The following is a 25,543-nucleotide window of genomic DNA, read 5'->3' on the forward strand; positions in this document are numbered from 1 at the left end:
TTAGGTTTTGTAATAAAACATTTTTGATATCGAAATGTTTTGTTGCAGAAGGGGGCAAATAGTTATGGATCAATTCAAGGCAATTATTGTAAAAGAAGAGCAAGATCAGGTGATTTACGGTTTGGAGGATGTTAATCTCGACAGTCTTTCGGATGGCGAGGTTCTGATTAAGGTGTCCTATTCTTCAATAAACTATAAAGATATGTTGGCTGTTCAAAAAAATGGAGGCGTTATCCGGAATTATCCGCTTATCCCTGGAATAGATTTAAGCGGAACTATTGTTCATTCAACAGATAATCGCTATACAGAAGGACAGAAAGTAATTGTGACAGGTTTTGCTATGGGTATGAGCCACACAGGAGGTTTTGCGGAATATGCCAGAGTCTCGGGAGATTGGATTGTTCCTTTACCTGACAATTTATCTTTAAAAGATGCGATGGTTTTTGGAACAGCCGGATTCACGGCAGCCCTTTCTATCATGGCATTAGAGGAGAAGGGTATGGATGTAAACAAAAATCCTAGGATTTTGGTCACTGGATCAACTGGCGGAGTAGGTAGTATAGTTGTCCAGATTTTATCAAAAATAGGTTACAAAAATATTGCTGCTTTAGTCCGGAAAGAACATCAGATTGACGTAGCAAAATCTTTAGGAGCTACTGATGTCATTTTTGCAAACGAATTAGGAGAACTCAATAAACCGTTGAATAAGCAAAAATTTGATTTTGTAGTAGATACTGTTGGTGGAGAAATAGCTTCAGTAATAATCCCGCAAATTTCCTATGGTGGAAGTATGAGTATGTGCGGCAATGCAGGTGGGATCAAACTAACATCGACAGTGCTGCCGTTCATACTTAGAGGAATTAACCTTTTAGGAATTGATTCTGTAAATGTGCCAATTAAAAATCGAGGTTATATTTGGGATAAAATAGCGAATGAATGGAATATTGCTCAAACCTCTCTAATAAGCGAAATTTCATTAGAAGAAGTCCCACAAGCGATTGAAGCCATCAAAAATGGTCAGCATTTAGGAAGAACAATCATTAAATATTAATTAGTATATTTTTAAAAAAGTGCTTTTCTTCTATGAAAGAAAAGCACTTTTTTATAATCTAGACATCTATCAAACAAGAATGACAACTCCTTTAAAATCTATAGAATAAGTCAAAAAATCCACAAAATCATGTATAATAAATATGAATATTAAGAAAATTCTTGCATTATGATAAAATTATTCTTATTTATACTACTTTTTCTTCGTACGGCGGGAGGGTGCTATGTTTAATTATATAACTAATGAATCTACGCAGGTATATTTAGAACGCACAATGGAGGAAGAAAAGCATAGAATAAAAAATTTTTATGTTCTTTCTGTCAATGATGCTCCTATTGAAAAAATGAATTACAGTCTTTTTTTCGACAGACATATTGAAGAGGGCTCCATTGTCGATCTGGAACAGGATGAAGGCAATACGAATACTCCGAGTTATATTATTGATGAGGAGGAGTATGCTAGAAATAAGGAGTTATATTACAAGATTCGGCTACAGCTGCGAAAAAGAATAATTGAAAAAATGGCGATTTCCATTAACTTTTATATTGTAGCCCATAGCACTCAGGGAATTAATGAAATTTTAATTAACGATCAATTGTTAGAGAATTCTATTGAGCAAACGAAGACAATTATACAGAATGAAACATTTATAGGTAGAGAAGATACGTGGGATAACTTTTATATTTGGCTCCAGAATCAATTGAAAATCTTTATTTTAGAGGAAATGATTCTGCTGGACGGAATCAGGGGTATCAAAGAATTGACGGTAGAAGAGTTAAATGTGAAATTTTTTGAATTACTGCGCTTTAATCTGGCAACTAATAAATCATTTATCAGAAAGTTCAGTCATAATGTCGATCATTATCTTAAAGAATGGCAAAGAAAACTGATCAATGAAATAAATAATAATGTTTCCGCTTCTTTACAACTTGGAAATGTCAACGGACAGCCTGAAAATGGTGGGACCGGCAGTGATGCACTTCAGCCGAAATACATATCCAACTATGCAAATGTTCTGAACAATGTAGCCTATCATGTAGTGAGAGAAGCGATTTATAAACAGAAGTTTCTGATAGGTGATGAAGGTATTTGGCCGAAATATATTTTTGAGAAGGGAAATACGAGCGGGAATATTCAAATCATTCCTTTGGTTCAGGAAAACCGAACCCTTTCTTCTGCTTATGAATATATGCAGCAAATGGCTGTAAATATAGCTCGGCAAATGTCCATTATCGATGTGGATGTGCTGGATATTCTTTGTCATCTTTATTTACAGCTGGCTAAAACTCTCGACGATATTGTTGAAATTGAATTAAGAGATATTTTAACAATGAGGGGTCTACGGCCTAAACTCAGTGGAGACGGGCGGCGTGGAGGCTTTGAAGCAAAACAGAGGGAACAGGTAATCCATTCCTTAAAGGTGATTCAAAGTCTTTGGCTAACAATTGATAAAACCGTGATGTACAAAAATAACAAGCCAATTCAGGTAGAAGTCCAAGGCAGGACCTTTTTATTTAAACATTCAAACGGAGAGGAATATGAAGTGAATGAGGAAACTTGCGGTAAGTCCTTTACATTTACGGTCGATAAAGTATTCGCGAAATATTTAGTCTCCTCGAAGCGGCAGATGGCATTACTTCCCCTAAAAGCAATGCATTATCACGCCGCACGTTTTAACTTAGAGAAAAAATTATGCCGCTATTTAAGCTGGAGATGGAGGACACAGGCATATAAAGGGGACTACCAGCAATTAAACCGGGTGAATACGCTGTTGGAAGTGTGCGGACAGGAGATAAATAATCGTCTGCCGATCAGAACAAGGGAGCGCTTTGAAAAGGCGCTGGATAAATTAGTGGAGGATAAAATCATTGCCGACTGGTACTATATCAACTGGGATGAAAATAGAGCAGAAGGAAAGGGATGGGCCAAATATTGGCTAAATACTTCCATCATTATCGATCCTTCCCATGAAATAAAAGAACATTACCGGTCGATTGAGAGAGTGAAGAAGCCTGCCAAGTCTTTTGCGGCCAGTAAGAACATGCAGAGCAGTTTCCAGAAAGAGCTCATTCAGCGTTTGATTCGAGTTCGCAGGAATCATAACCTTACTTTAATGAGTATATCGGAGGAAATTGAAGTTTCTGCTTCGTATTTAAATAAAATCGAGAGAGGACTTGTTGTAGGTTCCTCTAAAATTCAAAAGAAAATATGGGATTGGCTAGAGCGTTTTGACTAAAGCTTCTGAAATTATTCAGAGGCTTTTTCTTTTTGCCGCTCTCTTGAATGAATGCGCTTACACGGATGTGAAGTCGAGATTATAAGGATGGAAAGTCGGGGTTAGTGTGAACATACGATTTTTTTCTCTTTATTAAAATCGCAGCAGTTACAACGTTTTAAATGAATTATTCCAGTATATTGACATCATAATAACTCTATTAATTTACTAATCAGAATTTTCTGTATAAATAAATAAGGAAATGTATGATGGGTTCATAGATGAATCATCTAAAAACATTTTAGGAGGAATGCAAATGACTCAAAATGTAGAAAGCTATGAATCAATTAGGCCTTTACTTTATCCTGAATCGGTCGCGATTTTAGGCGCATCTGAGAATAAGTACAAAATAGGCAACATTCAGCTCCAGGCACTGATTGACGGTAAATTTCAGGGCGAAATCTATCCGATTCATCCGAAAGCCGAGCAAATTGCGGGCTTGAAAAGCTACCCAACATTGGCAGATGTTCCGAATTCGATTGATCTCGTTATTTTTTGTGTAGCTTACGATCAGATTAAAAATGGCCTCATCGCCTGTGCAGAAAAAAAGGTGAAAGCTGCGATCATTTTTGCTTCCGGTTTTTCGGAGGCTGGTGAAGAAGGAAAGAAACTACAGCTTGAGTTGGCGGAATATGCCAAATTAAATAATATTCGATTGCTGGGTCCTAACTGTGTCGGTTTAGTCAATACATCGAATGGTTTAATCGGGACATTCTCATCTTCTGTTTTAGATGTTCCAATGACTGGTAAGCGAGGGGTTGGCTATATATCACAGAGCGGTGCATTCGGAGTTTTAACATATATGGCAGCAGCCCAGCATGGCATCAACTTCAATTATTTTATCAGCAGCGGAAATGAAATGGATACAACACTGGAAGATTATATCGACTATATGGTCAATGATGATGAAATTGAAGTGATCAGCGGCTATATCGAAGGAGCTAAAAATCCCGAAAAGCTGAAACAGTCGGCTCGTAAAGCATTGGAAAAGAAAAAACCGATTGTTTTGATGAAAACCGGGCGTAGTGATGCCGGGAGCAGAGCAGCTGCCTCTCATACAGGTGCCCTTGCTGGATCAGATAAAATCTACGATGCGTTTTTCAGGCAGCACGGCATTATTCGTGTAGAAGATGCAGAGGATGTCATTGCCTTTACAAAGTTGTTTAATCCGAATCGATTGCCAAAAGGAAAAAATACAGCGATTATTACAAGCTCCGGCGGCCGGGGTATTAATGAAGCGGATCGCTGTGAGGCATATGGTTTGAATATTGTCAGACTTTCCGATGAGACAATGGCGGAATTGCGGAAGACTTTACCGGATTACGCAAGTGTTACGAACCCAATTGATTTGACTGCCGCAGCCTCTTTCACAAATCCGGAATTTTTCCTGGATACCCTAAAGGTGCTCGTGAATAGTCCTGAGGTTGACAACATCCTGCTGACAGAGTTTCCGCATAGCTGGGATAAGCATAACGAGTATTTCAAAGAGTTTATAACCGTCGCAAAAAATAGTGGAAAATTTATTGGTTTTTTCCCGTTCCCATTAGGAGAGATCACATACCCACAAACGACTCCGATCTTAATTGAAAATGAAATAGCGGTAGTATCAGGCGCATTAAACCCGGTGCGGGCATTAGCACAAATAGCAGAATACAGTCAGTTTTTAAATACCGTTCAAACAGCTGGGATGGAAGAACTTTATGAACATGAGAAAATTGATGATTTGTTAACACCTGGTGCTGTTTTAAGTGAGTCAGAGGCGAGTGAGGTTTTAGCGAGATACGGCATTCCGACGACTAAGCGCTATGTAGCACTTTCTGCTGAAGAAGCCGTCGAAAGAGCATTGCAGATTGGGTTTCCGGTTGTGCTGAAAATTGATTCGCAGCAAATCCCTCACAAAACAGAGGCAGATGCAATACGTTTAAATGTCTCTTCTGAAGAAGAAGTGAAGGAAGCATTCCAGGAAATTATGAGAAATGCAAGGAGCTACAATCCTGGTGCTGTTTTAAATGGTGTTTCTGTACAGGAAATGTTGCCGAAAGGGATAGAAGTGATTATCGGCGCAAAAAATGATGAAGTATTCGGACCGGTTATTATGGCTGGTTTAGGTGGCATTTTTGTCGAGTTATTTAAGGATATTGCCTTCAAGGTAGCACCATTAAGCAGACAGGATGCCGGGGCACTATTGGACGAACTGCAGGCAAAAGCCATTTTGGACGGGGCTCGGGGTCAGGCAGCGGTAGATAAAGAAGCGATTATCGATGTGCTTTTAAGAGTTTCCCAGTTAATGCTTGATCATAAGGATCAGATCAAAGAATTGGATATTAATCCGTTGATTGTTTATGAAAATGGAATCAAGGCTGCAGATGCCATGCTTGTAGTGAGTGAAGAGAGTACTAAAAAAGAATTGATTGGAGGATAAAGCGATGGAGCTTGCACATTTAATCGGTAAAACAGGAAAACCCTTTACCTTCAAGGTGGAGCAGCGTCATATTAGGCAATTTGCGCTGGCCATTGGCGATACGAACCCGCTTTATACGGATGAAGAATATGCCAAAAATACACCTCATAAAGGGCTCATTGCACCGTTGACATTTCCTGTCGCGGTGACACCTGACGATGAAAATGACGCTTTGGATTTAGGGTTGGATTACAGACGAATGCTTCATGGCGAACAGCAGTTTATCTATAGCCGCCCGATTCGTGTTGGAGAGTTGCTGTACTGCCAGATGAGAGTGACGGATGTATATGAAAAAGAAGGAAAAAACGGCATGATGGAGTTCATTTTGTTTGATACAGAAATAAAAGATGAAAACGGCGGGCACATAGTAACAAGCCGAACTAATATCGTGTATCGACCGTTGGTGCTGAATTGAATTTCTTATGCAGAAAGGACAGATTAATATGATTGATCTTAGCCAATTAGTGGAAGGGCTGAATCTGCCGGAATACAAAAAAGAAAAGGTAACAAAGGTTCAGCTTGTAAAATATGCAGGAGCTTCAGGTGATTTTAATCCTTTGCATACAGATGATGCTTTCGCCCAGAAAATTGGATTAAATGGTGTGATTGCACACGGAATGTTAATCATGGGTTTTTTAGGAGAATACGTGAATAAAATTGTATCGAATGAAGGAACAGTAACCGATTTTAAAATGCGCTTTGGTGCAATGACTGTTCCGGAGGATGAAATTGTGTGCAAAGGAATCGTCAAGGAAAAAACGAAAAATGATGGCAGGACAGAGGTTGTTTTGAAATTATATGCAGTAAAGGACATAGGCGAGGTTGTTGGGTCTGGCGAAGCCATTATCCAATTTTAATATAGAGGGAGTGGGCTGAATGGGAAAAATAAAGGAGAAGTATTCCATTGTTGGTGTAGGCGAAAGTAATCGTTCAAAAAATTCCGGGGTTACCCCATTGGAATTGGCGTTGGAAGCAGCACGGGCTGCACTAGCAGATGCAGGTTTGGAAGCAAAGGACATCGATGGGTTCATGAGTTATTCGGAGATGGATTCTTGTAATCCGCACCAGGTGGCAACATATTTAGGGGTTCGGCCTAAAGTTGTGAAAGAAATGTTCGGCGGGGGGAGCAGTACCGAACTCTTAATCGCAGAGGCCATTGGTTTGATTGAAACAGGACAGGCAAATACCGTACTTATTTTCCGCTCGATGAATGGACGTTCCGGTGTCCGTATGGGCGGGGGCGGTTTCAGTATTGATGCCCTTCAAAACGGTTTTGATAACGGGAGCTTCATTATTCCTTATGGAGCAGGCAGCCCAGGGCAATGGTTTGGTTTGTTTGCCACTCGTCATATGCATCTGAACGGCTTGACACAGGAACATTTAGGGCATGTTTGCACAAGCTTTTACGAGCATGCACAGCGGAATCCGAAAGCATTTTTTTACGGGAAGCCATTGACGATGGAAGAATATATGAACACGGCACATTTAAGCTCACCATTTACAAAGCATGACTACTGTCTGGAGTCGGATGAAGCTAATGCGATTATTGTGACATCCACAGAGCGTGCGAAAGACTGCAAATCCGTGCCTGTAAAAATTTTGGGAATGGCTGCAAGGGAAGTAGTATCACACGCACATTACTGGAAAAATATTGATGAAGTTGCAGCGGATTATGTTGCACCACGATTATACGAGAATGCGGGCGTATCACCTGAGGATATTAAGGTTGCGTCGATTTATGACTGTTTCAGCTGGGTTGTTTTACGTCAGCTCGAGGCATACGGACTTGCACCAAAAGGCGAAGTAGGGGATTTTGTCAGTGCCGGAAACTTGCGGATGGATGGCAAGCTTCCTACAAATACAGCGGGCGGTATGCTTTCGGAAGGCTACACACACGGCATGAATAATGTATTGGAAATTGTCCGCCAAGTACGACGTGAATATGAGGGAACCGAACGTCAGGTAAAAGATACAGAACTGGCAATTTGTACAGGTTGGACAGGACCGGATGTTGCCGGTGCCATGATTTTATGTAAATAGGAGGAATGACAATGAAAGAAGAGACGAAAGTAATTTACGAAAAGCCAATTCCTTTGAAAAACACCTATAATGCTCCTTACTGGGATGCGGCAGATCGACATGAGCTGAATGTGCAAAAATGCAATACATGCAGCAATTATAATCATCCCCCCGGGCCAAGCTGTGCAAACTGCGGAAGCATCGATGTAATCTGGGATAACTTAGGCTCAACGATTTCAGGTGAGGTTTACACGTATATCGTTTCAAATAGACCGTTTTTACCGGGCTTCCAGAATGAACTGCCAACAGTGATCGCTGTTGTCCAATTGAAGGATTACCCAGACATTAAGATCATTGGTAATGTCCTGCATGGCAATATGGAAACAGTTTCAATCGGAACAAAGGTAAAAATGGTTTGGATAGAGGCTACTGAGGAGCGAGCGATTCCACAGTGGGTATTAGTCTAAATTCTTTAAGAAGGAGGGATATGGATGGACTTTTCGTACACAAATCAAGAGGAACAGTTTCGTCTGGAGCTTCGCGAATGGTTGGAAAACAATCTGCCGGAAGGATGGCTGGATGGCACATTTAAAATGCCTGAAAATCAAGAAGAGCTAGGTCAATTTTTACGAAATTGGCAAAGAAAACTTTCAGAGGGAAGATGGGCAGCGATTGCTTGGCCGGAACAGCAAGGCGGCCGTAATGCGACGCTGATGGAAGAAATCATATATCATCAGGAAATGGTTCGTGTGAAGGCACCTCCACTTGTTAACTATGTGGGTTTACATATGGTAGGCCCCACACTAATGCAGATCGGCAGCAAGGAACAGCAGGAAAAATATATTTCAAAAATCATTACTGGTGAGGAAGTATGGTGCCAGGGTTACTCTGAACCGAACGCAGGCTCGGATTTGGCGGCTGTTCAAACGACAGCGGTGAAAGACGGTGATAAGTGGATTATAAATGGGCAGAAAATCTGGACAAGTTTTGCGCATTTTGCAGATCGATGCTTCTTAGTAGCCCGAACGAGTAAGGGCGAGAAAAAGCACCATGGTATTACATGCTTTTTGTTGGATATGAATCAGCCGGGGGTCGAGGTTAGACCAATTATTCAGATGGACGGAGAGCATGATTTCAATGAGGTTTATTTGAATGATGCGATTGCCTATGAAAGTGAAATTATTGGTGCTGTCGATGATGGATGGCGTGTAACAATTGCGCTGCTCATGCATGAAAGAACGGGGATTGGTGCACAGGTGTTCTCATTGGAACAGCAATTTAATGAGCTGGTGGAATTAGCCCGCAATGTAACAGAGGATCATGTGCCTGTAATTGAAAAGCCGGATGTCCGCAAAAGACTGCTGGATTTGTATATTAAGTCGCGAGGGTCCTTGCTTAACTATTACCGCAATTTAACAAAGCAGCTAAAAGTGGGTCATCCGGGAGTGGAAGGTTCAATGGACAAACTTTTTGTCAGCGAAAATACGAAAGAACTGTTCGCAGAAGCGATTTCAATTCAGGGGCATCAAGGGTTGTTATGGAAAAGGGATGCCGTGTACGGGGACTCGTATTGGCAAAGGAATTATCTCTATGCCTTTGGTCAAACAATCGGAGGCGGTACGAGTGAAATACAAAGAAATACAATTGCCGAACGAATTTTAGGCCTGCCAAAGGATATTGGCAAATAAATTGAAGAAGGTGAATAGATGGACTTTTCGTTAAGCCAGGAACAGGAAATGTTTCGGGAATATATAAAGAAATTTTTAGGAGATATGGAACAAACGAAAATTGCAAGAGATTATATTGAAAACAAAACAGAGCATGTAAAAAACATTTTATCGGATTTAAAGGAATTAGGCTGGACAAAATTGAATATCCCGGAAGAATTCCAGGGAATGGGCTTAGGTCAGCTCGATCTAGTGCCGATCATGGAAGAGTTCGGCAGAGTATTGCTTCCGGGTTTATACCTTGAAACAAATGCATTGGCAGTTCCTTTGGTTGAACGTTTCGGAACGATGGAGCAGAAGCAGTATTTTTTAAGGGGAATAGCCGATTCGAATTTAAATTTAACGATGGCATGGCTAGAGCCAGGTGGCAGCTATAAAGAGCAGGGAATCCGTCTTTCTGGTGAAGTGATCCAGGGGCAGATTATTTTAAATGGTGTAAAAACACAGGTGCCAGATTTAGAGCTCGCACAGCATGTTATAGTTCCGCTGCGAATCCACAATGAAATTACATTAATCACTGTGGATCTCAGCACACCAGGAATTTCGGTAACACCACAGGATAATTTTGCTGAAACGAGAAAGCTGTCAATGGTTGAATTTGAACAAGTGAAAGTTCCGGCTGAAAATGTTATTGGCCAAATAGGAGACGGCTGGGGAATGTTACAGGAGGGCTTGCTTTATTATAATGCTGCGTTATCTTCCGTGGCGGTAGGTGCAATGGAGCATATCGTGGAGATGGCCAGCGAGTACGCTAAAATCCGTGAACAATTCGGTAATCCTATCGGCAGATTCCAGGCGATTAAACATCGTCTGGCAGATATGAAACTGGATTTGGAGACTGCACGTTCCCTTTCCTATTATGCAAACTGGGCATTGGAGACTTTTTCGGAAGACCGAATTGAGGCAATTAGCACCGCACGTATTTTTGCAACTCAGGCATTCATTCGATTGGCGTCCCATAATATCCAAATTCATGGCGGGATCGGATTCACGGAGGAGATCGATTGTCACTTATATATAAAGCAGGCTAAATACTACGAAAATTACTTAGGAAGCATCGATCAATATTATGATCTGGCAATTAATGCTTTAAATTGGACCGGCCAAAATTCTGTCCAAACAGAGCAGCAAGCAATTATGGCGAATAAATAGGCTTATATATAGAGAGAGTGATTTGCGTTTAAATATAAGAGATATTTAAATCAAGTCGCTCTCTATTTTAATTGATTTCAGAAAATCAGTCCGAATTTACAGATATGATGTCTGATTTGACGACAAAACATTTTTTAGTTCGGGTTATTAGTTTAATTGAGCGGAAAGTTTAGTCTAACAAAAAATCAAAATCAAAGAGGTGATTTTGTTCATGTTAAAAACGTCTAAAACTGTTGAGTCGCTAACATATAAACAAAAGGTTTTATTAATGATTGGGGTCTTTATGTGTATTGAATTGGGGCTTATGGTTTCCTCCCAGTTTTCTGTCGCGCTGCCTAAAATTATTGATGATATTGGCGGCATCGAGTTTTACTCGCTCGTATTTACTGTAAATTTGACTGTAAGTGCAATAATGACGCCAATTGTAGGGAAGATGAGTGATATTTACGGTCGCAGACAAATTTTGATTATTGGTATTTTAGTTATTTTAGTCTCCGAAATAATAACACCTTTGTTAGTATCGAACATTTATCATTTAATGATTTTCCGGGCGATACAGGGCTTTGGCGGCGCACTTGCGGCTGTAGTTGGTCTGATCGTCATCAGTGATATCTTTGATTTGGCGAACAGGGCGAAGTTTTTAGGGTTTTATGGGGCATTAAATGCCATTACAGCAATAGTCGCACCTACACTGGGTGGAATATTTGTCCAGTATATGTCCTGGCACTGGGTATTTTATTCGATTGCTCCAATTGGAGTAATCGGTTTATATCTTGTCGTTAAATATATGCCGAATATTTCAAGGGCAGAAAATGCAAAACTCGATTATAGGGGAATAAGTATTTTAAGTGCCGCTATTTTAGTTTTTGTTGCGATTACAACATTTGGCGGCTCAAGAATCCCTTGGCTATCTGTCCCGATGTTCGTGTTGTTTATCGTCTTTGTGCTGTCGATTTTCGGTTTTATTACTAGCCAAAAGAAAGCTGCACATCCGGTCGTGCCATTACGGTTATTTAAATATCGCGTTTTTGTAGTTTGCTTGTTAAGTGTTTTTGCCGTTATGTTTGCCGCAAGTGGACTAATTTTCTTACTGCCAATGTTTTTACAAAATTTATTTGGCTATACACCAACTGAAACAGGCTTGTTTATGACGTATCGAGGGACGACTTCCTTCATTTTTGCTGCAGTGAGCGGATTCCTTGTTGTAAAGTTAAAGGATTTCAAATTGGTGGCAATCATTGCGATGGGTATTTTTGCTTCTATGATTTTCGCATTAACGTTCTTTACAACATCTGCTTCTACAGTAGCCTTAACGGTAATTTGTTTAATTTGGGGGACGTCCAGCGGTGTACTGATTTCAATTTTCCACACAGGAATTCAAATGAATCTGCCGGATAAAGATATCAGTGTTGCAATGAGTGTCATTCAGTTGGCCGTTGCAGTATCTTCGTTATTGGCAACATCTTTCCTTGGACTGTTTTTACGACTTCCAAACTTAAGTCAAGGTTTGTCGTACTTACTGTTTGCAAGCTTAGGCGCAGTTGTTTTTGCTCTTGGAATCTTTGTCATTACATTGCAAAAGCGTAATTTGAAAATAGAAGAAGAAGAAACTGTCACAGAGCAACTCGTTTAAATTAAAAGGGTTAGTAATAGGAGAATTTTATTTTATAAAAGGGAGTGGGAAGATGAGTTTTTCTACGATAAACAAGCTGCAAAGTATTTTTGACAAGCAAAAAGATTTTCAGTGGCAGGCACGTCAGACGACAGCACAGCAACGTATCAAAAAACTGCTGAATTTAAAAAATGCGATTTTGACCCATATACAGGATTTAGTAGAGGCTGCAAACAGGGATTTTGCCATGACGACTATGACAGCGGAGCAACAAATTTATTCCGTCACATCGGCGATTGATTTTACTGTTGAGCATCTGGAACAATGGATGCATCCTGATCGGGTAGAAAATCCTCAAGATGGCGAAGCCTATATTTTATATGAATCGCGTGGCTGTGTTTGCATTTTCGGGACTTGGAATTCTCCGATGTCCGTAACAATTCATCCATTAGTGGATGCATTGGCTGCAGGAAACTGTGTATTAATTAAACCAAGCGAGTTTAATCCAGCCTATAATAAGATATTGCAAGATATAATAGCATCGGTATTTGATGAGCAGGAGGTCGCGTTCGTACAGGGGGAAGCCGATGTATCCGAGCAATTACTGAAGCTGCCGTTTGATCATTTCTTCTTTACGGGAAGTCCACGTGTCGGAAAAATAGTCATGCGTGAAGCAGCCGAGCATTTGGCAACTGTAACGCTTGAGCTTGGAGGCAAATCGCCAGTTATTATTGATAAAGGGTACGATCTTTTCAAAGCGGCGCAAACAATCGTTTTCGGAAAAGTAATGATGGCTGGCCAGTTTTGTATTTCACCAGATTATTTATTTGTTCATGAAGACGATTTAACAGATTTTGTGCGGGCTTTTCAGCAAATGACGCTAAATATGCTCTATGAAAACGGTAAATTATGTACAACGGAGCGCACCCAAATTGTCAATGATGCACACTATTATCGGATTAAGAGTTTATTCGAGGATGCATTGAAAAAAGGAGCTACCGTATTAAGCGGAGGGATATTTGATGATGAAAATCGTTTAATCGAGCCGACTTTGTTAGGAAATATTATGCCTAACATGCGGATTGATGACGAGGAAATCTTCGGGCCTCTCACATTTGTGAAAACGTATAAGGATGTATCTGAAGCGGTTCGCCATATCCAGCAGAATCCAAAGCCTTTAGCGCTATATATTTATAGTGAGGATGAGCATATCCAACAGCAGGTGCTCCTTACGACGTCTTCTGGCGGAGTGACGATCAACGGAATATTTATGCACAATACGCATCTTCATTTACCATTTGGCGGTGTCAATAACTCGGGAAGCGGTAATTTCCATGGAATCCATGGTTTTAAAACTTTCTCGCATCAGCGCGCTGTTTATAAAGTTCTTTCATGACCTACCTAAGAACTACAGATAACACTTTTCCCATAAAGAAAAGTGTTATTTTTTAATTTAATATTGAATAATATATCCCCAAGTTATTTTAAAAATATATACGTGAAAACGGGTACTAAAGATACTAATCTATCCCTCTGTATTTCTGTTCGGATAAAAAGATTACATGGTTAACGATAGTTTTGTCGATGAGTGTTGTGGTATGTATAATAATTGAAGAAAATGTGCTTTTATTTAAAGTTTAAATGGAGATTATTCAAAAAAGTGAACGCTAATAGTTACATTTACATAATCTACTTAAAGAGAAGGATTGTGAAGGGATGGAAAATTAACATGGATTTTATGCCAAGTACGTATGGTAATTGGAATTATGGAAACGGCATGAATGTGAGAACAGACTATGGCAAAAACCCCTTTGTCATTAATATTCGTGGAGCGACGATGGGGAATCATACGTTTCGGACCGTATTATGGACAGGGGAACATCTGCAATTGACTGTCATGAGTTTACATCCAGGCGAGGATATTGGATTGGAAATGCATCCGAACGTCGATCAATTTTTACGGATTGAACAAGGGCAAGGAATCGTTCAAATGGGTAATGGAAAAGACAATCTAAATATGCAATGGATCGTTTTTGTTGATAGCGCCATCATCATACCCGCAGGCACATGGCATAACTTGATCAATACCGGAAATGTTCCGCTGAAGCTGTATTCCATCTATGCACCGCCGAATCATCCATATGGTACAGTGCATACTACGAAACAAGATGCGAATAAGCATGAGTACTAGTTTTGGAGCTTGCACAAATGTGCGAGCTTTTTTCTGTTGACAATATACCCAATGGGGTATATGCTGTATTTAGAAATAGATGAGGTTGTTGAGAAAAAGCAACAGCAACTGAGGAGAATTTAAAGTTTGACATATACCCTGAGGGGTAGTATAGTGTGATTAATAATTATTCTAAATGAGGTGAGCATATGCAGTATGATCCAAAAGTATTGGCTCGAATGAAAAAAGTCGAAGGTCAGCTACGCGGCATTTTAAGGATGATGGAAGAAGAAAAGGACTGCAAAGATGTGATAACGCAACTAAGTGCTGTCCGTTCTGCTGTTGACCGTACAATCGGTGTCATCGTGACGGATAATTTAGTCGAATGTCTTTCAAAAGAAGATGCTGATACAATCGATAAAAATGCTATGGTCAAACAGGCAGTAGATTTACTAGTAAAAAGTCGATAAGGCTTTTTATTTTTAAAATATATTATACCTATAGGGGTAGGGGGACTTTAATTGGAAAAGAAAAGAACAACAATCGTATTATTCAGCGGTGATTACGATAAGGCAATGGCTGCTTACATTATTGCAAACGGTGCGGCTGCATATGATCATGAGGTAACAATTTTTCATACCTTCTGGGGTATCAATGCATTACGAAAACAAGAACCCGTAACTGTTAAAAAAGGGTTCCTTGAAAAAATGTTTGCCAAAATGATGCCGCGTGGTGCAGAAAAACTAGGGCTATCAAAAATGCAGATGCTCGGCATGGGGCCAAAAATGATCAAACATGTAATGAATAAGCATAACGCCTTAACATTGACACAACTCGTAGAAATGGCGCAGGAACAGGACATTAAGCTTGTGACATGTACGATGACGATGGATTTATTGGGACTTCAAAAAGAAGAATTGCTGGATGGCATTGAATACGCGGGTGTAGCGGCCTATTTAGCGGATGCGGAAGACGGGAACGTAAACCTATTCATATAAGGGGTGTCATATGGAAACAATAATATTAATTGCCGTGATTGTGGCCTTTTTTGCCTGGCGCATGAAGCCGGCAAAAGGTGTCAAAACCATTTCAACGGCACAGCTGAAAGCAATGATTAATGACAAGGATAAAGTGTTTGTTGATGTACGTACACCTGCTGAGTATAAAGCACGTAATGTAAAGCAATTTAAAAATATTCCGCTTGGTTCGGACTTGACAAAACTGCCAAAAGATAAAGAAATTGTCGTCATTTGTCAGAGCGGCATGCGTTCAAAGCAAGCATGCAATCAACTGAAAAAATTAGGCTATAAACAAGTTATAAATGTTCGTGGCGGCATGAGTGCATATTAAGGAGGAAATCATGATGAAAACTATTTTACCGAAAGAAGTACAATCAAAATTAGAAGCCGGTGATGCGGTTCATTTAATCGACGTTCGTGAAGTAGCGGAAGTAGAGGCAGGTCATATTCCTGGGGTTACCCATATTCCGCTAGGATTACTGGAATTCCGTATGCACGAGTTAGATAAGAAAATACCGTATATAATGGTTTGCCGTTCTGGTGGACGCAGCGGTCAGGCAACTGCCTTTTTAGAGTCACAAGGATTTGACGTGACAAATATGACTGGTGGAATGCTCGAATGGAATGGCGAAGTTAAGTAAGTAAAATTTTTTTAAATTAAATAATACCCATGCTGGTATATAAGTGGAGGAAAAAGATGATTAAATCAGACGTACAACTTGATGCAAAAGGTTTAGCTTGCCCAATGCCGATTGTCAAAACGAAAAAAGCAATGAATAACGTGGCAGAAGGGCAAGTGCTGGAAATACAGGCAACAGACAAAGGTTCTGTGGCGGATTTGGCCGCATGGTCGAATACAGTCGGTCATCAATATATCGGTTCGAATGAAGTAGATGGTGTGTTTTATCACTATATCCGAAAATGTAATCCTGAAATGAGTGAAGCAGCGGAAAAATCATATGAACAAACGATTTCAAATGAAGATGCCGTGATGGAAGGGGGGTTAATTTTGGATGTCCGTGAAGCAGCAGAATATGCTTTCGGCCATATCCCAGGGGCAAAATCAATTCCTATGGGCGAATTAGCAACACGAATGGATGAACTCGATAAAGACGTAACAATTTATGTTATTTGCCGAACAGGAACACGCTCGGATTTGGCAGCCAAACAACTCGCTGAAGCAGGATTTTCAAAAGTATACAACGTCTTGCCTGGTATGACAGGTTATGAAGGCGAATTGAAGAAAGAGGTAGAGTAATATGACAAACAAAGTAGCAATTATTGCAGCAAACGGTGGGCTTTTCGATGCTTATAAAGTGTTTAATATCGCAACGGCAGCAGCAGCTTCTGAAAAAGAAGTAGCCATCTTTTTCACATTTGAAGGTCTTAATTTAATTCATAAACAAGGGATGAATGCACTTGAAATGCCTGCTGGCAAAGGACACTTTGCGGAAGGCTTTGCTAACGCAAATGTACCGGCAATCCCTCAATTAGTGGAAATGGCACAGGATTTAGGAGTGACATTCATTGCCTGCCAAATGACGATGGACGTGATGGGTCTGACAAAAGAAGATTTTGTGGATGATATTGAAGTAGGTGGCGCTGTTACATTCCTTGAATACGCAAAGGATGCAGCACCAACATTAACGTTTTAACGTAAAAATTTTTAGTTTAAAATATACCTATGGGGGTAATTCGGATGACAGTAACAGCATGGACAGCCGCACAAGTTGCGCGAAAAGTAATTGATAATAAAGAGTTGTTTATTTTAGATGTTCGTAATGAAGATGCATTTAAAGACTGGAAAATTGATGGTCACAAATTTGATTATTTAAATATTCCTTACTTTGAACTGTTGGATGGGGTAGAAGAAATTTTACCGCAAATTCCTGCCGAAAAAGAAGTATTGGTTGTATGTGCTAAAGAAGGATCATCTATCATGGTAGCAGAAATGTTAGCTGATGCTGGTCGTGAAGTTGGCTATTTAGAAGGTGGTATGAAGTCTTGGTCAATGTACCTTGAGCCAATTAAAGTCGGCAATCTGACTAACGGAGGAGAGTTATACCAATTCGTACGTTTAGGTAAAGGCTGTCTTTCTTACATGGCCATTTCTGAAGGCGAAGCTGCGATCATCGACGCAGTACGCTTCACAGATGTATTCACAAAGTTCGCTGAAGATAAAGGTGTTGAGATTAAACACGTTTTCGATACACACTTGCACGCTGACCACATTTCTGGTGGTCGTCACATCGCTGCTGCTACAGGTGCAACATACTACTTACCACCGAAAGATGCAGAAGAAGTGGTATTTGACTACGCACCACTTGAAGACGGTTTAAAAGTACAATTAGGTGCTTCTGAAATCGAAGTAGGCGCACTTTATTCACCTGGTCACACCATTGGTTCAACATCATTTGTCATCGATGGTAAATATTTATTAACAGGTGACATTCTGTTCATCGATTCAATCGGTCGTCCAGACTTAGCTGGACTTGCTGAAGACTGGGTTGGTGACTTACGCGAAACATTATACTCTCGCTACCGCACATTAGCAGAAGACTTAATCGTATTACCGGCTCACTTTATGATCATTGACGAGCTAAACGAAGACGGCACAGTGGCAAAACGTTTAGGCGACTTATTCGCTGAAAACCACGGTTTAAATGTGGAAGACGAAGAAGTATTCCGCTCAATGGTAACAGATAACTTACCACCACAACCGAATGCATACCAAGAAATTCGCCACGTTAACATGGGTAAAATTACACCTGATAACGACGAACAAACAGAAATGGAAATCGGTCCAAACCGTTGCGCAGTACGCTAATTTAGTTAGCAATGAGATGTTACACCAATGCGTGCCTCACGCTCAAGAGGCACGCAACCGTGTTACACGGTAAACTTATAGATTGCTTACAACAAACAAATTTAAGAATAGAGGAATTTCAAATGAATATTACACAAACATTAGATGCAAAAGGCTTAGCATGTCCAATGCCAATCGTAAAAACGAAAAAGGCGATTGATAAAATAAACTCTGGTGAAGTACTAGAAGTTTTAGTAACAGATAAAGGCGCATTAAATGACTTCAAGGCATGGGCAGGTGCAGGCGGCCACACTATCGTAGAACAAAAAGAAGAAGCAGGCGTCCTGTACTTCTATATTCAAAAAGCATAAGAAAATAGCGGGTAGATGAAGCTTCTACTCGCTATATCTTTATTCAGCGGGTGTATACAAACGCCCGCTGAATAAAGATAAACCACTGCTGAGTTCGTAATTACTTGGCTGGGGCATAAATTGAATTTTTGAAAGAAGGAAAACATATGGAAATCGATTTATCATTTATGTATATAGCCGTCATATTCGGGCTTGGATTTATCGGATCGTTTCTATCCGGAATGCTAGGGGTCGGCGGTTCAATCATTAAATACCCGTTGCTGCTCTATATTCCGCCAATGTTCGGTTTGGTTGCATTTACCGCACATGAAGTTTCCGGAATTAGTGCTGTACAAGTATTATTCGCATCACTTGCAGGTGTTTGGGCTTACCGGAAAAGCGGATTGTTAAATAGAGAGCTCATCTTATATATGGGGGTGGCGATATTATTCGGCAGTTTCATAGGCAGTTACGGCTCAGGATTTTTATCTGAAGATGCGGTAAATATTGTGTATGGTCTATTGGCCGTCATTGCTGCTGTTATGATGTTTATACCGAGAAAAACAGTTGAAAATGCAACAGAAATTACATTCAATAAAGTATTGGCGAGTTCGCTTGCACTTATTGTCGGTATCGGATCAGGCGTTGTCGGAGCAGCCGGCGGATTCTTACTCGTACCGATTATGTTGACGGTGTTAAAAATTCCAACACGTATTACAATTGCGACAAGTTTGGCAATTACATTCATCTCATCGATCGGTGGCAGTGTCGGCAAAGTGATGACAGGCCAGGTCGACTATTGGCCGGCTTTCATTATGATTATTTCGAGTATCATCGCTGCTCCACTTGGTGCAAAAGTCGGTCAGAAAATGAATGTTAAAATACTGCAATGGCTGCTTGCAATCATGATTGGTGCAACAGCTATTAAAATATGGATAGATATTTTAAAATAATAAATAGTGTAACGGGTGAAGCTGCAGGTTCAGCTTCACTTTTTTTTATTACCTTCACAAAGGCTCAATATATTTTTACAAATCCAGCAATCCAGATTTACAAAAGAACTTTACAATGAAATCGAATTACAAATCAGCGGTTGCTTAGGAGGATATTTCATTGATGAAGAACAAGAAAAAATGGTTTACTTATGCACTTGCGGGGACAGTAGCAGTATCATCTCTTTCTGTTATGCAGTTCAATTCAGAGGCTGAAGCAAAACAGGCAAAAAAAGAGCCTACAAATGTCATCATGCTCGTGATGGACGGTTCCAGCAATAATGCGGTTTCGTTAGCACGCTGGTACAAAGGCGAGAGTCTTGCAATGGATAAAATTTTAACAGGTGGGGTGACAACTTATTCAGCCGAATCCGCTATTACAGACTCGGCACCAGCTGGAACGGCTCTTGCTACAGGTCACAAATCAAACAGCGGATTTGTAGGGGTACTGCCATCCGTAATTGATATGCCGGGTGTAGAAGGAAATGAGGATGATGCATTTACACCAGTTGCAGGTGTGTTAGAAGGGGCGAAACAACTTGGCAAATCTACAGGGATCGTTTCTACTTCCGAAATTCAGCATGCGACACCAGCAAGCTTTTCTTCACATGTAACTTCTCGCAGTAACTATGACGATATCGGTGAGCAGCAAGTGTATCAAAATATGGACGTCATTCTTGGCGGTGGATATGATTACTTGAAATCAGAAAACCGGAAAGATGGCGAAAATCTAGTTAGTGTGATTGAAGAGAAAGGATATGACCTCATTACAACACGTGATGAGTTATTAACGACTAAATCCGATAAAATTTACGGCAGTTTTGCCGGCAGTTCTTTAGCATATGAACTAGATCGTATGAAAACCAATCCAAATGAGCCTTCGTTAGCAGAAATGACGTCAAAAGCGATTGATACGCTGAACAAAGATAAGGATGGATTCTTCCTTATGATCGAAGGCAGTAAAATCGACTGGGCTGCACATGCAAATGATCCAATCGGAATGGTTACGGATATTTTGTCATTCGATGATGCGGTAAATGAAGCGCTGAAATTTGCAAAAAAAGACAAAAATACGATGGTTATAGCAGTAACAGATCACGGCAACAGCGGGATTACGATTGGTAATGAAAATACAAGCTCTACATATGACAAAATAAATATTTCCAATTATATTAATCCATTGAAGAAGGCAACGATGACAGTCGAAGGCGCACTCAGCAACTTAAAGCCGGATCGTTCAAATTTAGTTGAAGTAGCTAAATTATACGGATTGGATAATTTAACTGCAGAGGAAACGGCTGTCCTGAACGCAACAGAAACGAAGAAGCTTGCCGGTACTCTCGTTAATCTTTTATCAAAACGTGCGGATTTAGGATACACTACTGGTGGTCATACGGGCGATGACGTGTTCCTGTACTCTTATGGACCAAAACGAATTTCCGGATTAGTTGACAATACCGATTTAGCAAAAGAAATGGCCAATTTCATGGGGATTAAATTGGATAAATTATCAAAAGATCTTTACACGAATGCAGAAGCAGCTTTGAATGGTAAAGGAATGACGACTTCAATCGATCTATCGGATAAAGAAAACGCGGTACTTGTAGTGAAGAAAGGTACGACTACTTTTGAAATCCCTGAAAATAAGGACTTAATCACTAAAAAAACAACGAGTAAATCAGGCAAAGTAACAACAAGTGAAATTCAGACAAATACAATCAGTGTATACAATGAAAGCGGATTTTATGTTTCAAAAGAAACACTTAAGAATTTGAATTAAATGCTAAACTATCCTCGCCAGCTCGTTTGGTGAGGATTTTTTATTTGAATTAGTCAGGGCAGTTTTTTAAAGGTAATCAATCATTTCATGTCGAAACTAGGAAATAGCAGTTAAACATGGGGGTAAGGGAATGCACGTCGAAACTGAAAGATTATTAATACGGAAATTTAACATGAACGATTTACAGGCGGTATATGAATATACATCCGATGCCAATGTGATGAAATATATACCTGAAGGGGTTTTTACAGAAAAAATTGCAAAAGAATTTATCGAACAAAATATGGGGGATGAAGCGGAAAAGTTCGCGGTCATATTGAAAGGTGAAAACACTTTGATTGGGCATATGTTTTTCGGTAAATATTTTGGCGATCATACATATGAAATTGGCTGGGTATTCAATCCGAAATTTTATAATAAAGGCTATGCTACTGAAGCGGCTCACGCAATGTTACAATATGCCTTTGAAGAAATGCAGTTACATAGAGTGATCGCAACTTGCCAGCCGCAAAATCCGCCATCATATCGTGTAATGGAAAAAATCGGCATGAGAAGGGAAGGCTATTTCAAAAAATGCATTCCAAACGGTGATGAGTGGTGGGATGAATACTATTACGCGATTTTGGGTGAAGAGTGGAAGTAAGCTGCATCAAAAAGGGAGAAGAAATTATGGCAGATCATACAACTAAGAGAAGAGTGATTTTAGATTTGGCAATCACTTTAGATGGATTGATTGAAGGAAAAAATGGTGAAATCGATTGGTGCATTATGGACCCGGAAATGAACTTTAACGACTTTTTGAATCAAGTTGATACAATTTTTTACGGCAGAAAAAGCTACGACTTATGGGGACACTATATTCCTGCAGAAGGGGGCTCCGACACCGAAAAAGAAATGTGGGAATTGGTTCATAGTAAGCAGAAATATGTGTTTTCCAGAACTCAAAATGGAATCGGCCATGAAGCAATATTTATAAATGATAACATCCGTGAAGAAGTGATGAAATTAAAGAATACACCTGGAAAAGATATATGGCTATATGGCGGAGCAAGCCTCATTACAACTTTTATCAATTTAGGGCTTGTTGATGAATTCAGATTATCCATTCATCCAGTCGTATTGGGAGAAGGAAAACCGCTGTTTATCGATATTAAAGAGAGGTTAAATTTAAAAGTCGTGAATACAAGAACATTCACTTCTGGTGTTATACAAATCATTTATCGTTATGAAGGTAACTAATATCATTGTGAATTACAGGAGACAGACTCGAATCAATAAGCCGAAGTGGTTCTGAAATGGTCCAAAAGGGGATTTACTATTGATAAAACAAATTGTGGTTATATTGTTATCCTTGCTTTTGATAACCGGGTGTAATGACAGCGATATTAAACGGAATACAGAAATTGAAGAAAGACTGCATTATTCGATTATTATGGTATCCGATAATAGTACAAGCAAAACTTATTTAAACACATTTGACGATTTCGAATGGGACAAGGCGTTTTTAGTTCAGCCTTATACGACACAAGAAGATATAGAAAAACAAATCGGCGTTAAATTTAAGGATTCAAGCAATATTGGTTCGAGGGATGATATTTATCTTTTGGTTTTTGTCGAAGAGGGTAAAGCAGTTCAGTATGCGGAAATTGAACGTTTACATACCACTTTTTCTTTAGGAGATAAAGAGTATCTTGAGCCTACAAATGATGTAATCTATATTGAAAGATAATCCCAAAAAACGCATTTAAATTATCTATGATAAAGAGGTTGCTTTCCTAAAAGAAAGGGTATATGATTTACTACAGTTTTGGATAGATTAGAAGTGTATCTTCTTCAATATTATGTAGTAAAGGAGTGTAGTAATGGAGATTGGTGTAAAAGCAAAAAAAGAAATTAAACCTAGGCTTAAAATTAACAATGCGGAATTCTTCTGGTTTTTCTTTTTTGTTGCGCTACCCTTTATTTCTATAGTTTATTCGATTGCTGAATTTCTTTATAAGAATTGAATTCTCGTCATTCACCAAGCATTACTATACAAGGCATCTGCTAAGTGATTTTGAGATTAATTAAATATGACAAAAAGAACATTTTTCTGATATAAGGAAAGTGTTCTTTTTTTGAATTTACTTATTTTGCTATTTATGTATAATTATAAATAAGTATTTATATTTATTGGGAGGAGTGTTAATTTGAAAATTGAAATGAGTATTGACCCAGCAAAAGCAGTAAAAGTTATCCATCAAGCATTCAAGCGTTATGAAACAGATCCACAACCTTCCAGTGCTTTAAATGAAACAGCAGACTCCATTAGTACTGAGATCAAACAAGGGACAGAAATGTTCGGGGTATACGATAACGATGAATTAATAGCACTCGTGAAATGTATTGTAAATAAGGAATTCATTTATTTCTCAAGATTGTCTGTGTTACCTAAAAACCAGGGGAAAGGCGTAGCAACTAACTTGGTGAAATACTTAGAAGACTACGCTGTACAAAATAATATATTTGTTTCAAAATGCAAAGTTCGAAAAAGTGAAAAGAACAATATCGCGCTTTATTCAAAACTAGGTTATAAAATTGTGAAGGAAGAAATCATCATTAATAAAAATGGTGATGAAATTCCAGCACTCACAATGCAAAAGAACCTAACTATTTGAGGAAGATTTGCAGTTGATTATTTTGATCGATTGTTGCAAGTAATATCGCATTAATTTCTACATTATAAGTTTTGTTTACGGTGTTTTTAAGGGTTTCTTCTGTATAGACGGAATTACTTAACGCTTCATAATTAATCTTGCCCTCTTTAATAATCGTCATTGGATAGGAAAAAGGTTGGAATGTAATGTTGAGATCAGACTTTGTTACAGGCTGATGGTCAGGTGACAGGAAAATTGAAATTTCTCCATCCGGTTCCCATAGTGCTAATGCAATTTTATTGATATCCGAAATACTTTGTTTTCTCATTTCAGATAAAATAACATCGATTGTGATTCTTGCTTTTTTTAAATTCTTTACATTAATTTCTCCATTTTTAACTAGAGGGATTGGAGGAGGCGCTACAAATTCTCTGAACGGTATAAACTTTCTCATTACATATATACAAGCTAAATAAAGGATGACTAAAACAGTCATGGAAATTAAGGAGCCTTCTAATCCTAGCCCTTCATCTGATAGTGGATGGGCAATAATATTACCAATAAGTATTGCCATTGCATAATCAAGTAATCGAAGTTGGGAAAACGAACGTAATCCCATTATTTTGACTACAAAAAATAAAAAGATAAAGGCGACAATTGCCCTTAATATCCATTGAATTGCAGTAAGAGATTCTTGTGCGTAAAAAAAGTCCACAGTGTCACATCCTTCTAACCTAGTGCTGTTCCTATTCTCACCTAATTTTCTAAAATTATTAGAAGGAAGGCCTACACTGTACTGTTTCAACTAATCTAAGAATCCGAATGGTTATCTTCTGAGCGTCCGATTTTATTGCTTTTTATATAAAACCATACGCAAAGAATAAACCAGCTATAGCCAAGTGACCAACCAGCTATTACATCTGAAGCGAAGTGACGTGCCTCAGTAATTCGGGAAATTCCAATTAGTAAAGCTAAGATAATAGCTGCAATCCAAACAATCAGTGATGCTTTGTTTAATGTGTAAAGACGGTTTAGTACATATGCGATCGTAAATATATACAATAAACCATGTACTGCATGACCTGAAGGAAAACTAAATGTAGAAAATTGATCCGCTATATCCGGGCGCGGCCGCTCAATTAGGCGTTTTAATAGTTGATATAATGCGTATCCTCCACCTACAGAAACAATAACAAACCCAATCAATTTATAGTCTTTTTTGTAAATCCAAATTAAGATAGAAAGAATGATTGCGACGGTAAAAATAAAATTAGTTTCACCTATATGATGAAACATTGTAATGAATTTGTTTCCGTACAATAATTCAAAAGCGCCTTTGTCAAAAGCTTGAATGAAAGTTGTTTCAAACGTTATCCATAAAATACAAAATATAACGAAAGTAAAAATGCCTAAAATATATGGCCACTTTTTTATATTAGTTCCTCCTAACTAAGAAAATTTAGGATAATGCAAAGTAAATATAACTTATTATG

Annotated in this window: 29 protein-coding genes; 27 read left to right on the forward strand and 2 right to left on the reverse strand. The window is 39.1% G+C overall.

Going from position 1 to position 25,543, the window contains the following annotated elements:
* Window positions 1-64: 64 nt before the first annotated feature.
* The 27 genes from ABS917_RS04095 (at window position 65) to ABS917_RS04225 (ending at window position 24,071) form a co-directional block, all read left to right on the forward strand.
* Window positions 65-1,051, forward strand: a complete 987-nt coding sequence (locus ABS917_RS04095) for a YhdH/YhfP family quinone oxidoreductase (RefSeq protein WP_350477792.1) — start codon at window positions 65-67, stop codon at window positions 1,049-1,051.
* A gap of 274 nt (window positions 1,052-1,325) precedes the next feature.
* Window positions 1,326-3,287, forward strand: coding sequence for a helix-turn-helix domain-containing protein (locus tag ABS917_RS04100; RefSeq protein ID WP_350477793.1), 1,962 nt, complete (start codon window positions 1,326-1,328; stop codon window positions 3,285-3,287).
* 295 nt (window positions 3,288-3,582) lie between these two features.
* Complete coding sequence (locus ABS917_RS04105; RefSeq protein WP_350477794.1) at window positions 3,583-5,748, forward strand: acetate--CoA ligase family protein; 2,166 nt, start codon at window positions 3,583-3,585, stop codon at window positions 5,746-5,748.
* A 4-nt stretch (window positions 5,749-5,752) separates the two neighbouring features.
* Window positions 5,753-6,202, forward strand: a complete 450-nt coding sequence (locus tag ABS917_RS04110) for a MaoC family dehydratase N-terminal domain-containing protein (RefSeq protein ID WP_350477795.1) — start codon at window positions 5,753-5,755, stop codon at window positions 6,200-6,202.
* A 28-nt stretch (window positions 6,203-6,230) separates the two neighbouring features.
* Window positions 6,231-6,644 carry a MaoC/PaaZ C-terminal domain-containing protein gene (locus ABS917_RS04115; RefSeq protein ID WP_350477796.1) on the forward strand — a complete coding sequence of 138 codons (414 nt, stop codon included), beginning with the start codon at window positions 6,231-6,233 and terminating at the stop codon, window positions 6,642-6,644.
* A 19-nt stretch (window positions 6,645-6,663) separates the two neighbouring features.
* Window positions 6,664-7,827 carry a thiolase C-terminal domain-containing protein gene (locus tag ABS917_RS04120; protein WP_350477797.1) on the forward strand — a complete coding sequence of 388 codons (1,164 nt, stop codon included), beginning with the start codon at window positions 6,664-6,666 and terminating at the stop codon, window positions 7,825-7,827.
* 11 nt (window positions 7,828-7,838) lie between these two features.
* Window positions 7,839-8,273 (forward strand): Zn-ribbon domain-containing OB-fold protein, encoded by a 435-nt coding sequence (locus tag ABS917_RS04125; protein WP_350477798.1) that lies wholly within the window; start codon window positions 7,839-7,841, stop codon window positions 8,271-8,273.
* Between the two features lie 24 nt (window positions 8,274-8,297).
* Window positions 8,298-9,494, forward strand: a complete 1,197-nt coding sequence (locus tag ABS917_RS04130) for an acyl-CoA dehydrogenase family protein (RefSeq protein ID WP_350477799.1) — start codon at window positions 8,298-8,300, stop codon at window positions 9,492-9,494.
* A gap of 18 nt (window positions 9,495-9,512) precedes the next feature.
* Window positions 9,513-10,685, forward strand: coding sequence for an acyl-CoA dehydrogenase family protein (locus ABS917_RS04135; RefSeq protein ID WP_350477800.1), 1,173 nt, complete (start codon window positions 9,513-9,515; stop codon window positions 10,683-10,685).
* A gap of 211 nt (window positions 10,686-10,896) precedes the next feature.
* Entirely contained in the window at window positions 10,897-12,318 is a 1,422-nt protein-coding gene (locus ABS917_RS04140; protein ID WP_350477801.1) for an MFS transporter, read from the forward strand.
* 52 nt (window positions 12,319-12,370) lie between these two features.
* On the forward strand, window positions 12,371-13,693 hold the full coding sequence (locus tag ABS917_RS04145; RefSeq protein WP_350477802.1) for an aldehyde dehydrogenase family protein: 1,323 nt from the start codon (window positions 12,371-12,373) through the stop codon (window positions 13,691-13,693).
* Between the two features lie 342 nt (window positions 13,694-14,035).
* Window positions 14,036-14,488, forward strand: a complete 453-nt coding sequence (locus ABS917_RS04150) for a cupin domain-containing protein (protein ID WP_350477837.1) — start codon at window positions 14,036-14,038, stop codon at window positions 14,486-14,488.
* Between the two features lie 188 nt (window positions 14,489-14,676).
* A complete protein-coding gene (locus tag ABS917_RS04155) occupies window positions 14,677-14,937 on the forward strand; it encodes a metal-sensitive transcriptional regulator (protein ID WP_339194770.1) in 261 nt (86 codons plus the stop codon).
* 105 nt (window positions 14,938-15,042) lie between these two features.
* Entirely contained in the window at window positions 15,043-15,465 is a 423-nt protein-coding gene (locus tag ABS917_RS04160; RefSeq protein WP_051032385.1) for a DsrE/DsrF/DrsH-like family protein, read from the forward strand.
* A gap of 10 nt (window positions 15,466-15,475) precedes the next feature.
* Window positions 15,476-15,817 carry a rhodanese-like domain-containing protein gene (locus tag ABS917_RS04165; protein WP_350477803.1) on the forward strand — a complete coding sequence of 114 codons (342 nt, stop codon included), beginning with the start codon at window positions 15,476-15,478 and terminating at the stop codon, window positions 15,815-15,817.
* 13 nt (window positions 15,818-15,830) lie between these two features.
* Window positions 15,831-16,127 (forward strand): rhodanese-like domain-containing protein, encoded by a 297-nt coding sequence (locus tag ABS917_RS04170; protein ID WP_350477804.1) that lies wholly within the window; start codon window positions 15,831-15,833, stop codon window positions 16,125-16,127.
* A gap of 56 nt (window positions 16,128-16,183) precedes the next feature.
* Entirely contained in the window at window positions 16,184-16,744 is a 561-nt protein-coding gene (locus ABS917_RS04175; protein ID WP_350477805.1) for a sulfurtransferase TusA family protein, read from the forward strand.
* A 1-nt stretch (window position 16,745) separates the two neighbouring features.
* Window positions 16,746-17,141: a DsrE/DsrF/DrsH-like family protein gene (locus ABS917_RS04180; protein WP_350477806.1), complete on the forward strand. Its 396-nt coding sequence runs from the start codon at window positions 16,746-16,748 to the stop codon at window positions 17,139-17,141.
* Window positions 17,142-17,185: 44 nt separating this feature from the next.
* Window positions 17,186-18,313, forward strand: coding sequence for an MBL fold metallo-hydrolase (locus tag ABS917_RS04185; RefSeq protein WP_350477807.1), 1,128 nt, complete (start codon window positions 17,186-17,188; stop codon window positions 18,311-18,313).
* Between the two features lie 122 nt (window positions 18,314-18,435).
* Entirely contained in the window at window positions 18,436-18,663 is a 228-nt protein-coding gene (locus ABS917_RS04190; protein WP_008404128.1) for a sulfurtransferase TusA family protein, read from the forward strand.
* 146 nt (window positions 18,664-18,809) lie between these two features.
* Window positions 18,810-19,595: a sulfite exporter TauE/SafE family protein gene (locus ABS917_RS04195; RefSeq protein WP_350477808.1), complete on the forward strand. Its 786-nt coding sequence runs from the start codon at window positions 18,810-18,812 to the stop codon at window positions 19,593-19,595.
* Between the two features lie 163 nt (window positions 19,596-19,758).
* Window positions 19,759-21,414, forward strand: a complete 1,656-nt coding sequence (locus tag ABS917_RS04200) for an alkaline phosphatase (RefSeq protein ID WP_350477809.1) — start codon at window positions 19,759-19,761, stop codon at window positions 21,412-21,414.
* A gap of 130 nt (window positions 21,415-21,544) precedes the next feature.
* The gene (locus ABS917_RS04205) at window positions 21,545-22,057 is read left to right on the forward strand and encodes a GNAT family N-acetyltransferase (RefSeq protein WP_350477810.1); all 513 of its coding nucleotides are present in this window, start codon (window positions 21,545-21,547) and stop codon (window positions 22,055-22,057) included.
* Window positions 22,058-22,083: 26 nt separating this feature from the next.
* The gene (locus tag ABS917_RS04210) at window positions 22,084-22,653 is read left to right on the forward strand and encodes a dihydrofolate reductase family protein (protein ID WP_350477811.1); all 570 of its coding nucleotides are present in this window, start codon (window positions 22,084-22,086) and stop codon (window positions 22,651-22,653) included.
* A gap of 79 nt (window positions 22,654-22,732) precedes the next feature.
* Window positions 22,733-23,143: a hypothetical protein gene (locus tag ABS917_RS04215; RefSeq protein WP_350477812.1), complete on the forward strand. Its 411-nt coding sequence runs from the start codon at window positions 22,733-22,735 to the stop codon at window positions 23,141-23,143.
* A 133-nt stretch (window positions 23,144-23,276) separates the two neighbouring features.
* Window positions 23,277-23,420: a hypothetical protein gene (locus ABS917_RS04220; RefSeq protein WP_350477813.1), complete on the forward strand. Its 144-nt coding sequence runs from the start codon at window positions 23,277-23,279 to the stop codon at window positions 23,418-23,420.
* A gap of 183 nt (window positions 23,421-23,603) precedes the next feature.
* Window positions 23,604-24,071: a GNAT family N-acetyltransferase gene (locus ABS917_RS04225; protein WP_350477814.1), complete on the forward strand. Its 468-nt coding sequence runs from the start codon at window positions 23,604-23,606 to the stop codon at window positions 24,069-24,071.
* Here the strand turns inward: ABS917_RS04225 and ABS917_RS04230 are convergent.
* On the reverse strand, window positions 24,064-24,765 hold the full coding sequence (locus tag ABS917_RS04230) for a DUF421 domain-containing protein (RefSeq protein ID WP_350477815.1): 702 nt from the start codon (window positions 24,763-24,765) through the stop codon (window positions 24,064-24,066). The genes ABS917_RS04225 and ABS917_RS04230 overlap by 8 nt on opposite strands.
* Window positions 24,766-24,860: 95 nt before the next feature.
* Entirely contained in the window at window positions 24,861-25,256 is a 396-nt protein-coding gene (locus tag ABS917_RS04235) for a phosphatase PAP2 family protein (protein WP_350477816.1), read from the reverse strand.
* Window positions 25,257-25,543 lie beyond the last annotated feature (287 nt).

The organism is Solibacillus sp. (assembly GCF_040273735.1).
In the GTDB taxonomy this organism is placed as follows: Bacteria; Bacillota; Bacilli; order Bacillales_A; family Planococcaceae; genus Solibacillus.